This window comes from Pseudovibrio sp. POLY-S9, from assembly GCF_001431305.1.
GTDB lineage: Bacteria > Pseudomonadota > Alphaproteobacteria > Rhizobiales > Stappiaceae > Pseudovibrio.
Genome location: NZ_LCWX01000055.1, coordinates 176,359 through 189,002, shown reverse-complemented (window position 1 = coordinate 189,002; position 12,644 = coordinate 176,359). Strand labels below are relative to the sequence as shown.

11 protein-coding genes are annotated in these 12,644 nt (G+C 53.3%); 6 read left to right on the top strand and 5 right to left on the bottom strand.

What is annotated here, in order from left to right; translation table 11 throughout:
* Positions 1-141 precede the first annotated feature (141 nt).
* The 5 genes from PPL9_RS04075 to PPL9_RS04055 all read right to left on the bottom strand — a co-directional run bounded on the left by PPL9_RS04075 (position 142) and on the right by PPL9_RS04055 (position 5,224).
* Positions 142-1,374 (bottom strand): MFS transporter, encoded by a 1,233-nt coding sequence (locus PPL9_RS04075; RefSeq protein ID WP_057461451.1) that lies wholly within the window; start codon positions 1,372-1,374, stop codon positions 142-144.
* Between the two features lie 213 nt (positions 1,375-1,587).
* Positions 1,588-2,061 (bottom strand): GNAT family N-acetyltransferase, encoded by a 474-nt coding sequence (locus tag PPL9_RS04070; protein ID WP_057461450.1) that lies wholly within the window; start codon positions 2,059-2,061, stop codon positions 1,588-1,590.
* A 108-nt stretch (positions 2,062-2,169) separates the two neighbouring features.
* Entirely contained in the window at positions 2,170-3,207 is a 1,038-nt protein-coding gene (locus PPL9_RS04065) for an ABC transporter substrate-binding protein (RefSeq protein ID WP_057461449.1), read from the bottom strand.
* Positions 3,177-4,562, bottom strand: a complete 1,386-nt coding sequence (locus PPL9_RS04060) for a sensor histidine kinase (protein ID WP_057461448.1) — start codon at positions 4,560-4,562, stop codon at positions 3,177-3,179. Before PPL9_RS04060 ends, PPL9_RS04065 begins: the two co-directional genes overlap by 31 nt.
* Positions 4,559-5,224 (bottom strand): response regulator transcription factor, encoded by a 666-nt coding sequence (locus tag PPL9_RS04055; protein WP_057461447.1) that lies wholly within the window; start codon positions 5,222-5,224, stop codon positions 4,559-4,561. Before PPL9_RS04055 ends, PPL9_RS04060 begins: the two co-directional genes overlap by 4 nt.
* A gap of 108 nt (positions 5,225-5,332) precedes the next feature.
* Here PPL9_RS04055 and PPL9_RS04050 point away from each other — a divergent pair, with 108 nt between their 5' ends.
* From PPL9_RS04050 to PPL9_RS04025, 6 genes are all read left to right on the top strand, one after another.
* The gene (locus PPL9_RS04050; protein ID WP_057461446.1) at positions 5,333-6,316 is read left to right on the top strand and encodes a tripartite tricarboxylate transporter substrate-binding protein; all 984 of its coding nucleotides are present in this window, start codon (positions 5,333-5,335) and stop codon (positions 6,314-6,316) included.
* A gap of 66 nt (positions 6,317-6,382) precedes the next feature.
* Entirely contained in the window at positions 6,383-6,868 is a 486-nt protein-coding gene (locus tag PPL9_RS04045; protein ID WP_057461445.1) for a tripartite tricarboxylate transporter TctB family protein, read from the top strand.
* A 9-nt stretch (positions 6,869-6,877) separates the two neighbouring features.
* Positions 6,878-8,395 carry a tripartite tricarboxylate transporter permease gene (locus PPL9_RS04040; protein ID WP_057461444.1) on the top strand — a complete coding sequence of 506 codons (1,518 nt, stop codon included), beginning with the start codon at positions 6,878-6,880 and terminating at the stop codon, positions 8,393-8,395.
* Between the two features lie 26 nt (positions 8,396-8,421).
* Positions 8,422-9,477 carry an AbrB family transcriptional regulator gene (locus tag PPL9_RS04035; RefSeq protein ID WP_057461443.1) on the top strand — a complete coding sequence of 352 codons (1,056 nt, stop codon included), beginning with the start codon at positions 8,422-8,424 and terminating at the stop codon, positions 9,475-9,477.
* A 192-nt stretch (positions 9,478-9,669) separates the two neighbouring features.
* Positions 9,670-12,069: a transketolase gene (locus PPL9_RS04030; RefSeq protein ID WP_057461442.1), complete on the top strand. Its 2,400-nt coding sequence runs from the start codon at positions 9,670-9,672 to the stop codon at positions 12,067-12,069.
* Between the two features lie 154 nt (positions 12,070-12,223).
* On the top strand, positions 12,224-12,644 hold a 421-nt coding region (locus tag PPL9_RS04025), incomplete at its 3' end, for an alanine racemase (protein WP_208989154.1).

Genomic DNA, 12,644 nt, shown 5'->3' with positions numbered 1-12,644 from the left:
ATGCCCATGTCGCACCATCCTTGCAAGAGACCAACAACAGGATCAGTGTGACACTTCTAGATTGATAGATCCTGACACTTTAGCATGGCGGTTACATCCGAAAAACGGATAATGTGAATTATGGAACTTCAGGACTGCGCCTTAAATCTCACTTGCCCCTCTTACCCAAAGCAGTGAGTTTATTGTTAGGAGGGCGATGAAGGTGGTGAAGAGGAGGGTGGGGTTGTTTTGTTCCAGGAGGATTCCGGTGAGGAAGAGGCCTAGGGGGACACCGGTGTAGCGTAGGGAGGAGAAGGCGGAGAAGACTGTGCCGCGTTTGTCCTCGGGAACGAGTTTTTGAAGTACGGTCGCATCAACGACGCTACCAACTCCTAGGTTCACACCGTACACAAACATTCCCAGTGAAATGATGATTGCCGCGGTCTCGACATTGCCGCTTGTCCAATCCGTACTGAACATCCAGAGCAGCAAGGCTAGGCCGAGTGCTTGTCCGATGGGTGTGAGTTGCAGGAGCCGGAGTGAGGACACTCGGTGGCCCAGGAACGTGTAAGCCAGTGTTGTGAGTGTGGTTCCGCAGGCAAAGCATGTGAGCCAGATTCCAAGCCAGACTGCTTGCTTGTCATTTGAATTTGCCAGAACTGGCAAGGTCAATGAAAGCAAGGAGACCGCCACTGTATTGATGATCAAGTCATAAAGGCCGAGCTTTAAGATGCCCGGAGTTGAGAGTATCCATTTCCAGACTTCTTTCACTGGCTGTTTATTTGTATTAGCTGCGTCTTGCTGACGAGTGGCTTTGATGCCTATGGATACAATCATAAGCGCCATCAGGAAACTCAGTGAGTCTAAGATCAGGACTGTGGTCGCGCCAAAGGCGGCGATCAGGATGCCAGCCATCGATGGGGTTAGAAGGTCAGCCACAGTCTCAAGAAGCGAGTTCATTCCGTTCACCCGTTCGCGACGCAATCCTTCCCGATCAATCAACGCCGGGATCATGACGCTTTTTGCGGTTTGTCCGGGAACATCGATGACCTGCGAGAGGAAGACGAGAAATCCAAGAAGGGCAAGATCCAGCAGATCAACAGCGTATAGCAGCGGTATCAAAAGTACGGCGAAGGCGTTCACAGTATCGCAGAAAATACTGGTGGTTCTGGCAGAGAACTTGTCGATCAACGGCCCGCTGAAGAGACCGACAACGATGTTTGGAAGCTGTCCGGCAATGGCGATTGTTGCTGTGATGACTGCGTTGCCCGTCAGGTCATAGACAAACCACGGTATTGCGATGGCAGACAGGCCATTTCCCAATAAAGACAAAAAGTTGGCTGAAAACAGGAGGCTGATCTGTCCCCATTTAGCCTTTAAGGTAACATCAGACAAAACAACCCCACTCAGCGAAATGCAGCATAAATTCAATGGCTTGAGTGCACACAATCATGGCTATCGGAAACAAGTTCAAATATCATTCTTATCTTATACTGATAAAAGCGAGTACTTGGGAGTGCAACTCAAAGTCGGTCATTTATTCGTTGAGGGCCTGCGGGCATGACACCATGTGCATATCGCAGGAACTCTGGCGGGTGTCATGAAATGTTACGCGGACAAGGTCTTTGTCATGAGAAAGTTTGTGAGCGTGACTCCTCGAACAACGGGTGCTTGCTCGCGCTCAACTTGCCAGCCTTGGTGAAGGAAGAAAGCTTTTGCAGCCACGCTAATATCTGCTGAAAGGGTTGAGATGTTGCGCTGTTCTGCCCAGTTCTGCAGCTGATCATATATGGCGGTGCCGACACCTTGGCGGGTGTGGAAAGGGCTGGTGAATGCGAACTCGATGTAACCTTTTGCATCGATGGTCATGAAACCGATTACTGAGTTGTCTTTGACAGCAACAAAGCCAGTCATATCGTGGAGTTTAGCAGACCAACGCTCAGGTGCGGGTGCAGGCCCAGCCCATGCAGCGAGTTGCTCCTCGGAGTAATGCTCCTTTGCTCCGATCGTGACGGCATCATAAAACACGCGTGCGCAGTCTGGGGCATCTGAATTCTTCAGTGGGCGGATCTCTACAGGCATTGGTGGCTTTCACTCAGCTGGATTTGGAGGCAGCCTCTTGCCACAAACTCTGACAAGGTGAAAGAGGATTGAGCGACAAAATCCTTCCACCTTCTGACTTGGTTTATCTCACTGCTGAATAATCGCGTTTTGCCATTCCTGGAGGAAGTGTTGTCGTTTCAGGTTGTCTTGATAAACCAACAGACCTGGTCCGAGGCGGATGGCTCGCAGGGATAGGTTTGGGGCAATCTCGTTGCGGTTGAGTTTTGGATAGGGGTAGTAGTCAGCCCCCTCCTCGCTCCAGGATGCAGTGATCAGATGATCTATGAAGGCGCCCGCGATTTCGGGTTGTTCTGCCCCCGCTGGAATGATGGCAGAGCGCAGCATGAGTGTGGTGAAATCTTCCAGTTCGAGAATGCCGATATCAGGATCACTGGCGGCCCGTGCAGAGGCATAGGAGCCGAGCACGTTGTAGGCAACGGCCAGATCGCCCTTTGTGATGTCAGAAATCATATCAGCGGAGCAGCAGTAGAGACGGGCGTTCAGTGAGCCCATTACCTCGTTCAAACGCCAGAAAGTGTCTGATGTACGGGCATCTTGCGTGGCAAACAGAAAGCCAAGGCCGCTCTGACGGATGTCATAGGTACCGACTTTGTCGAGGAAGCGTTCTGGATGGTTGCGCAAAGTTGAAATCAGATTTTGCCGTGATGTTGGCACTTCCAACCCTGCAAAGGCGGATTTGGAATAGACCACCGAAGCTGGTTCCTGCGTGAAGGCGAACACGTGATTGCGCCAGCGGGCCCAGTCCGGCATCAAACCGGCGACTGAGGAGTTGTGCGGCAGGGTGAATCCGTCGTTCGCCAACTTCACCTGCAGGTCCATGGCAGATGATATGGCAACGTCAAAAACCTGTTTCTCATCATAAAGGGCTGTCATCAACTCGGTGCTGCTGACAACGGTATAGTCTATAGAAACACTCGGATATTTGCGTTGAAACGCTACCACCATGGGCGAGAAAATGTCGATGTCTGAGTTGGAGATAATACGAAGGTTCGCACCCTCTTGCGGAGCGGGAAACACTTTGTGCTGTTCAATCTCGTAGGCACCTGCGGAAAGCAATGAGGCCAGCAACACGATCAGGACTGAGGGAAATAGAAGGATACGCATGCGCCTCTGACATTTGTTCTGTTCGAAAGTTTCAGGTGTCCGCCATGAGCTTGTGTCACCTCTTCGGCGATTGTAAGCCCAAGCCCGGAACCGACCGTGTCTTCGGCGTTTTTGCCGCGTGAGAACCGTTCCGTCAACTGGTCTATGTCTTCCGGAGCAAAGCCTGGGCCTTGGTCATAAACCGATAACACAACCCAGTTGTCTTCGGAGGTAACGATAACCTGTACGTCCTCGCCCTGCGGCGCGTACTTGATCGCATTGTCCAAAATGTTGCTCAGCGCATTTTGGATAAGGATCGCATCTCCAGAGATCTGCGGCGGTTCCTCACCATGCGAGCTCAGGGTTTTGTCTTGCATCTCTGCCAGTGGGCGTAGCCGTTCAAGAGTTTCCTCTGCCAGGTCCAGCAGGTTGATGTCCTTGACCTCCAGATGGTCCGTGCGGAAGGAAACCATGGCGTGATCCAGCAACTGGCCTGCTGCGCGTGAGCTCTCATCAATAGCCCGGATCATCTCTTTCAAAGCCGCTCTGTTCTCTGGTCGCTCCACGCGGCGCAAGGCAATCTCCGCTTGCGTTCGCAGCACTGCAAGCGGCGTGCGGATGCGGTGAGCAGCTTCTGCGATGAACTCTTCGGAGCGTGTGAGTGACTTCTTAAGCCGTGCCATGAACCGGTTAAGCGCCACCACAAGCGGTGCCATCTCACCCGGCACAGGAGCTTGTACTGCCCTCAGATCCTGCGGACCTCTTTTTGAGACAGAGTTTGCCAGTGTCTGCACAGGGCGCACGGCTGATTGAGCTGTCAAAACACCCAGCACGGCAGCTGCAATAAAGAACCCGAAACCGAGATAGGCAGCATTCGCGGAGATGCGCTCCAAGGTTTCTCGCTGACGCTTTAGTGTTTGAGCGACAGACACGGTGACTTCGACAGGGCCGGATGCATTGGAAAGGCGGCGTGTGGCGGAGACCATACGAATGCTTTCACCCAGGTAATGAGAGGTGATGAACCTGTGACTGTCCTGCCCTTTCGAAGCCTTGGCAATGGGCAAGCTTTCATACCCGGTAAGGTACTTTCCATTGACGACAACGCGGTAGAACACGCGGTCATCACTGACATTGCCAAGCATGGAAAGGGCGGAGTACGGAATATCGACCGTCACCTCCCCGCTCTGAATTGCGGCGCTGTCCAAAATGGACGTGGCGGAGGCTGACAGGATGTTGTCCTGAGACTCTTCTGCGACTTGCTTGGCATAAGTCATCACCATCACAAACAGCAGGGCTGCAAGGACGGCAGCAATGCCGAGGAGCTGTAGGGTCAGGCGGCGGCGGATTGAACCGGATATGTTGGCACCAGAGTTCATGTCAGGCTTAACCGATACCCTAGGCCGCGAACGGTGATAATCTGGACTGAGGAAGATGAAATATGCCTGCGCAAACGGGCAACATAGACCTCGATGGCATTTTCCGAGACATCTTCGTCATAAGAAAATAATCTGTCTACAAGCTTTGTTTTTGAAAAAATAACGTCCGGAGCGCCGAAAAATATCTCCAAAAGGCGCAGCTCTTTGTTACGCAGGCTCACTGTTTTGCTGCCAATTTTGAGTGTGCCAGCCAGTGAATCAAACACCAGATCGCCGAATCGCTTCGCATTTGTCACTCCGCCGGATCTCCGCCTTATGACAGCACGGCATCTTGCCTCTAACTCCGAGAAATCAAAGGGTTTTGTGATGTAATCATCAGCCCCGAGATCGAGCACCCCTACTCTGTCTGAGACCTCTGAACGTGCTGTCAAAACGATCACCGGAGTGTCATCCTGACGGCCTCGATGTTCATTTAGAAAATCTCGCCCATCGCCATCCGGAAGCATGATATCGAGCAAAATCATGTCGTAATCTGCTGTCGAGATGTAGTCCTCGGCAGTAGATATTTCAGCAGCGTGATCAACGACATGACCATCCAGTGTCAATCTTTCGACAATGGATGTCGCCAGCTTGGCGTTATCTTCAACGAGAAGAAATCTCATCTTTTGCTTCCCCAAAAAATCAAGGAGGTGACAGGTTTGTGTCAGGTTTCCGTGTTTTCACGTAAGTCATGGGTGACAAATGCTGCCCTTGTCAAATGGGAGGACACAATGAGTTTTATTCGGGCGCGCCGCGTGGTTGCGGCAGCGGCTTTGGCTGCGATGACATTTTCCATGCCAACGGCCTCATTTGCAGAGCCAGTGGTTGATAGCATTCACTTCCTCATTCCAGGTGGTGCTGGTGGTGGCTGGGACGGTACTGCACGCGGTACAGGCGAAGCACTGACCAAGTCCGGCCTTGCAGGCACGGCCTCTTTTGAAAACATGTCCGGCGGCGGCGGCGGTAAGGCCATTGGGTATCTCATCGAGAATGCAGCAAGCCAGCACGGCACGTTGATGGTAAACTCCACGCCAATCGTGATCCGCTCGCTGACTGGCGTATTCCCGCACAACTTTCGCGACCTGACACTGGTTGCCGGCACCATTGGCGATTATGCAGCCATCGTGGTTGGCAAGGACAGTCCAATCAACTCCATGAGTGATCTGCTGGCAGCCTACAAAGCTGACAAGCGCGGCACTGCAATTGGTGGCGGTTCTGTCCCGGGCGGTATGGATCACCTTGTTGCGGCCATGGTGATGGAAGCAGCTGGCGAAGATGCGACCATGGTGAAGTACATTCCGTATGATGCGGGTGGTAAGGCCATGGCGGCGCTGCTTTCCGGCGAAATCTCCGCGCTTTCTACCGGCTTCTCTGAGGCGATTGATCTTGCCAACGCGGGTGAAGTGAAAATTATTGGTGTCACTGCTGATGAGCGCGTTGCGGCCTACAAAGATGCGCCAACCATGAAGGAACAGGGCATTGACACCACGTTCGTCAACTGGCGCGGTTTCTTCGGCGCACCTGGCCTGCCAGAGGCGCAGGTTGCTGCCTATCAGGAAGCTCTTGCGAAGATGTACGACACCCCTGAGTGGGAAGAAGTGCGCGCACGCAACGGCTGGGTCAATATCCATAACTCTGGTGAAGACTTCCACGCGTTCCTTGAAGGTCAGGAAAAGACCATCGGCGATCTCATGAAGAAGCTGGGCTTCCTCTAAATCAATAAGAATAAATGGATGCGCTCTTGGCAGCGCATCCACTTGTCACGCCAACGGGAGGGGATGATGGCACTGGACCGATGGATTGCACTTGTCATTCTGGCAATGAGTTTAAGCTACGGATACACCGCGTTTTTTCTGATGGACGCTGGTTTGCCACCGTTTATGCGGTTTAACCCAATCTGGCCGAGCACGTTTCCAAAAGTCATTGCGGTGCTGGCTGCAATCACAAGCCTCGCCATTTTGCTCGGGTTTGAGAAAAAGCCTGCAGATTCAGATGCAGACGAGATCGATTTCAGCAGATTATGGGACTACAACATTGGTCAGGCCGTGTTCCTGCTGGTTCTGATGGCAGGCTATGCTTTGTTGCTGCGCCCTGCTGGCTTCTTGCTCTCCACCCTGCTCTTTCTGGTGATCTCTGCAGCTCTGCTTGGAGAGCGGCGTTTTGTGATCCTTGTGCCTGTTGCAGCCATTGCTGCTGGCGGTGTGTGGTATCTGGTTCAGCAAACACTGGGCATTTACCTCAGCCCTCTTCCAACATTTTTCAACTAGGAGGCCACGATGTTAGACGGTATTTGGGTTGGCCTCTCGACGGCCTTCTCGTTTTCTAATCTTTTGATGGTGATTGGCGGCTGCCTGATTGGCACGTTCATCGGCATGTTGCCGGGTCTTGGGCCTATGTCCATCATTGCCATCATGATCCCTGTTGCGATCTCCATCGGTGATCCTTCCGCGGCCTTGATCCTGCTTGCAGGCGTTTATTATGGCGCGATTTTTGGTGGCTCCACGTCCTCCATCCTCATCAACGCACCGGGTGTCGCATCTACTGTTGCAACAAGCTTTGATGGTTATCCGTTGGCACGCCAGGGCAAGGCAGGCAAAGCGCTGACAGTTGCGGCGATTGCTTCTTTCGCGGGTGGCAGCATCGGCGCAATCCTGCTGATGATTTTTGCACCTGCGCTCGCATCCGTGGCGCTGCTCTTCCACTCTGCTGAATACTTCGCATTGATGGTCGTCGGGCTTTCCGCAATCGCTGCTTTCGCGGGCAGCGGACAGGTGGGCAAAGCCCTGCTCATGACACTGGTAGGCCTGATGATGGCAACCGTTGGTGAAGGAGCGTTGTTCAACCAACCGCGCTTCACCATGGGTATTTTGGATCTGCAATCGGGCTTTGGGTTCATCACGCTGGCCATGGCCATGTTCGCTTTGCCCGAAGCATTATTCCTTGTATTGGACCCGTCCCGTTCAAACTCTGGTGGAAGTAGCGGTGACATCAAGGATCTGCGCATCACAAAAGCAGAGGCCAGGAAGATTGCGCCAGTGATTGGTCGCCAATCTATTCAAGGGTTCCTGATTGGGGTTCTTCCGGGAGCTGGCGCAACAATCGCCTCCTTCCTCGGCTACGCGGTAGAACGCAACATCGCGCCGAAAGAAGAACAGGCTGAGTTCGGTAAAGGTTCTGTCAAAGGTCTTGCTGCTCCAGAATCTGCGAACAACGCGGCATGTACTGGTTCCTTCGTTCCTCTGCTGACACTCGGCATTCCGGGATCCGGGACAACGGCGATCCTGCTCGGTGCCCTGATCGCTTTGAACGTTTCACCGGGGCCACGCCTGATGATCGATCAGCCAGAGATTTTCTGGTCCGTGATCATCTCCATGTATGTGGGCAATGTGATCCTGCTGATCCTGAACCTGCCGCTCATCCCTTACATCGCCAAAGTGCTGGCTGTGCCGCGCAACTATCTCATTCCGTTCATTCTGTTCTTCACCCTCATGGGTGCCTATATTGGACAAAACAATGCAACGGAACTGCTGATGCTCGTAGGCTTTGGTGTATGTGCAACGCTCCTGCGCTTTGCCAACTATCCGCTCGCGCCACTGCTGATTGGGTTCATTCTGGGCAGCATGCTGGAAGATAATTTCTCCCGGTCTATGCAGCTTTATGATGGGATTAGCTTTATCATGGAACGCCCGATGACCATGGGCCTGCTGGCTCTGGCGGTTATTCTGGTCGTTTTGCCAACCATCCGTGCACGTCGTGTGCGCAAGCAGGAATTGGAAGCCGCTGAAAGCGACTGATCAAACCGCAGCTGGGAAACTGAGTTTTGGCAATTGAGAAGAAAGACTGGTCCAATCTGTCCATTACGCTTGCCATTGCAGGCGCAGGGGCTGGTCTTTTTTCCCTCCTCGGGTTCCCGGCAGCCCCCCTCACCGGCTCAGCTCTTGCCGTTTCGCTCGGTGGCTTGCTGGGCGCTCCCGTCATCGTTCCACTCTGGTTGCGCACGCTCTGCTTCATTGTGCTGGGTACGAGCATTGGCTCTGGCGTGTCGCCTGCCGTTATCGATGCCGCGATTACATGGCCTGCGAGCTTCTTGGCGTTGGGGATCAGTCTTATCCTGAGTATGCTGATCAGCCGTGCGATTTTGGTACGGTTTTTCGGGTTTGATGCTTATAACGCCTCACTTGCATCTTCACCGGGGCACTTGAGCTACATCCTCAGCATGGCGGCAGATAGCAAAGCGGACGTCACCCGCATCGGGCTTGCACAAAGCACGCGGGTCTTGTTTCTCACCATCTGTGTTCCGCTCTTTGTCTCGCTGCTTTTTGAGGAAACAGGCGCTTCCTTCCTGCCCGTGCAAAACATCAGTCTACTCTCAGCTGTCTATCTATTGCTCGGAGCGGCTGTCGTTGGAACCATCTTCTTAAAGATGAAACTCCCCGCCGCCTATCTGCTCGGCGGGATGCTGGTGTCGTCTTTAGGGCACGTAAGCGCACTCACACCTGGCAAGATGCCAGACTGGGCAACACTCAGCTCATTTCTGGTGATGGGAGCTTTGGTTGGAACCCGCTTCAAAGGTGTCAGTCTTGACCTTTTCGCCAAAGCCATTGGCGCGGGCGTTGTGGTTACGCTCATCACAGTTGGTATGGCAATCCTTGGGGTTGTGCTGGTGATGCCACTGGTTGGACTGGACCCAAGCCTGTTGTTCGTCGCGTTCGCTCCAGGCGGTGTTGAGGCTATGGCCGCCATCGCTGTTCAAAGCGGTCTCGACCCCACCTTCGTCGCCGCCCACCACGTCTTCCGCCTACTGCTGCTGACCTTCGTTGTGCCTTTGATGTTGAGGCGCTCAAAGACCGCACTCCCCGCAAAAGGTCAGCCGTGAATCTACGTAGCATATGAGCTGAAAAGTGCATTACGAATAGGTTAGGCGGAAGTATTTTCCTTAAATTCGATCAAAGCTCAAAAATTTCCCTTATTCATGAAGGTATATCAGTTGGCTCAAGAGATTAATTCTCAAGGCAACCTGATAGCCTCGCGGAATAAAAATATTCCAATGAAACCGACGGGGAGTTTAATGAGCGCAGCTTCACTGGATACTTTGGGTACGCTGGAAAGCCGAGTGCGATGGCTTGCCTCCTGGACCATTCACAATGCCAACCATCTCCGCGGCTCTGACGTTGGCGATGTGAAAGTTGGCGGCCATCAGGCGTCTTGTGCATCTATCAGCACCATCATGACTGCGCTCTATTTCCATAGTTTGAGCCCGCAAGACCGGGTGGCGGTGAAACCGCATGCCGGGCCTATCTTCCACGCGATCCAGTATCTGGCCGGGAACCAGTCGCTGGAGAAGCTGCAGAACTTTCGTGGGTTTCATGGTGCTCAATCATACCCCTCTCGCACCAAGGATATTGATGACGTTGATTTTTCAACTGGCTCCGTTGGCCTTGGGGTCGCGCAGACGCTGTTTTCATCACTGGTGCAAGACTATGTGAAAGCGCATGGCGGGCTCAACAAAGCGCCTGAAGGCCGGTTGATCTCGCTGGTTGGTGATGCGGAGATGGATGAAGGCAACATCTACGAGGCACTGCTGGAAGGCTGGAAACATGGCCTGCGCAATTGCTGGTGGATCGTGGATTATAACCGTCAGTCATTGGATGCAGTGATCCGCGAAGGCCTTTGGGAGAAATTTGAGAGCATCTTCCGCAATTTCGGCTGGGAAGTCGTCACGCTCAAATACGGTAGCCTACAGGAAGACGCCTTCAAAGAACCGGGTGGCAGCAAACTGCGCGATTGGATCGATCTGTGCCCCAATCAGCTTTATTGTGCCCTTGCTTATCAAGGCGGGGCAGCATGGCGTAAGCGACTGCTGGATGATTTGGGAGATCAGGGCGAGGTCAACGAGCTGATTAATCGGCGCAGTGATGCTGAGCTGTCCAAGCTCATGTGCAATCTGGGTGGCCATGATTTGCCGTCCCTGATTGAGGCATTTGAGAGTGCCAAGACCCATGATCGCCCTGTCTTGTTCCTGTGCTACACCGTGAAAGGCTTTGGCTTGCCGCTGGCAGGGCACAAAGATAATCATGCAGGCCTGATGACCTCCAAGCAGATGGAAGAATACCGCAAGCTGGAAGGCATTCGCGAAGGGCATGAGTGGGACAAGTGGGAAAGCACATCTGACCCGCAAAACCTTCAGACTTTCGTGACCGAAGCACCGTTCTTCTCAAAAGGCAGCCGTCGCTATTCTGCGAAAACGGTGCCTGTACCAGCAAAATTGCCGGCACCCAATGCAGCAGAAAAGATGCTTTCCACGCAGATGGGGTTCGGTCAGATCCTGCACGAAATTTCCAAGCAGGATGAAGAGCTTGCCAAACATATTGTGACGACCGCGCCAGACGTGACGGTCTCCACCAATCTTGGCCCATGGGTCAACCAACGTGGATTGTTTGCCAAGGAAGAACTGGCGGATACATTTAAAGCAGAACGGATACCATCTACCTTCAAATGGGCGTTTTCTCCGCAAGGCCAGCATATCGAGCTGGGCATTGCAGAATCCAACCTGTTCCTCCTCCTTTCTGCACTTGGGTTGTCTCACAGCATCAACGGTCAGCGCTTGTTGCCGATTGGCACAGTTTATGATCCGTTCATACTTCGTGCGGCTGACCAGCTTAACTATGCTTGTTATCAGGATGCCCGCTTCATGTTGGTGGCAACACCGTCCGGTGTGACATTGGCACCGGAAGGTGGGGCACACCAGTCCATCAGCACGCCGTTGATTGGCATGGCTCAGGATGGGCTTGCCGCGTTTGAGCCTGCCTTCGTAGATGAGCTGGCAACCATCATGCGCTTTGGGTTTGATTACATGCAACGCGATGGAGAGGGAGACCCTGATGAGCGCACATGGTTGCGGGATCAGACAGGAGGATCCATCTACCTGCGCCTGTCCACCCGCCCGCTGGAGCAGCCTCAACGGACGATCTCACCTGAAGACGAACAGGACATTGTCGATGGCGCTTATTGGCTGCGCAAGCCGGGACCGAATGCAGAAGTTGTGATCGCTTACACCGGTGCCGTCGCACCGGAGGCAATCAACGCTGTTGGGATGATGGCGGAAGACCGCCGTGATGTTGGTCTGCTGGCAATCACGTCTGCTGACCGCCTCAATGCAGGGTGGACAGCTGCACAGCGGGCTCGGGATCGTGGGGCAATGCATGCTCGCAGCCACATTGAGCGCTTGTTTGATGATGTGCCGGACAACTGCTCGCTCATTACAGTGCTGGATGGACACCCTGCGACCCTTGCATGGCTTGGTGCGGTGAAAGGCAACACAATCCGCACTCTTGGCGTAGAGCACTTTGGTCAGACTGGCACCATTGCCGATCTTTATGCTCATTACGGCATCGACACCCAATCCATTTTGCGGGCGGCTGAAACGATTTCGACAGGTGGCAAGATTCGCTACATCAAGGCGAGCTAGACTTGCAGGCGGAAGCGGTGTGTGGTGCATTTCTTCTGCCGTTCTATCTGTTCAGTTTCGTTCTTACTGAACTCACGCCTGCTGCAAGGACTTCGCCGTGACCTCTGATCTTTCCCAGTACACGCTTGGCTATGACATCCCTGCCCTACCGGGAATGAAGCTGGATGATGTGCAAACGCCTGCTTTGATTGTTGATCTTGATGCCTTTGATCATAACCTGCTGAAAATGCGTGATGAGATTGCCAAGTATGGTGTTCGCCATCGGGCCCACTGCAAAATGCATAAATCTGCTGAAGTTGCAAAACTACAGATAGAACACGGCAATGCTTGCGGAGTGTGCTGCCAAAAGGTGAGCGAAGCAGAGGCTCTGGCGAAAGCGGGTCTCACAGACATTATGGTGTCCAACGAGGTGTGCGATCCTTACAAGATTGATCGTTTGGCACAGCTTCCCAAGCTTGGAGCGCGTATCCTAGTCTGCACCGACAATCTGGCTAATATTGCAGATCTCTCTCAAGCCGCAGTCAAACACGCAACACAGCTGGAAGTTCTGGTGGAACTGGATTGCGGAGGTGCCC

Bases quoted from the DNA above. Each gene is read 5' to 3' on its own strand.
- PPL9_RS04030 (WP_057461442.1), top strand. From the start codon at position 9,670: ATGAGCGCAGCTTCACTGGATACTTTGGGTACGCTGGAAAGCCGAGTG.
- PPL9_RS04065 (WP_057461449.1), bottom strand. From the start codon at position 3,207: ATGCGTATCCTTCTATTTCCCTCAGTCCTGATCGTGTTGCTGGCCTCA.
- PPL9_RS04055 (WP_057461447.1), bottom strand. From the start codon at position 5,224: ATGAGATTTCTTCTCGTTGAAGATAACGCCAAGCTGGCGACATCCATT.
- PPL9_RS04060 (WP_057461448.1), bottom strand. From the start codon at position 4,562: ATGAACTCTGGTGCCAACATATCCGGTTCAATCCGCCGCCGCCTGACC.
- PPL9_RS04045 (WP_057461445.1), top strand. From the start codon at position 6,383: ATGGCACTGGACCGATGGATTGCACTTGTCATTCTGGCAATGAGTTTA.
- PPL9_RS04070 (WP_057461450.1), bottom strand. From the start codon at position 2,061: ATGCCTGTAGAGATCCGCCCACTGAAGAATTCAGATGCCCCAGACTGC.
- PPL9_RS04050 (WP_057461446.1), top strand. From the start codon at position 5,333: ATGAGTTTTATTCGGGCGCGCCGCGTGGTTGCGGCAGCGGCTTTGGCT.
- PPL9_RS04040 (WP_057461444.1), top strand. From the start codon at position 6,878: ATGTTAGACGGTATTTGGGTTGGCCTCTCGACGGCCTTCTCGTTTTCT.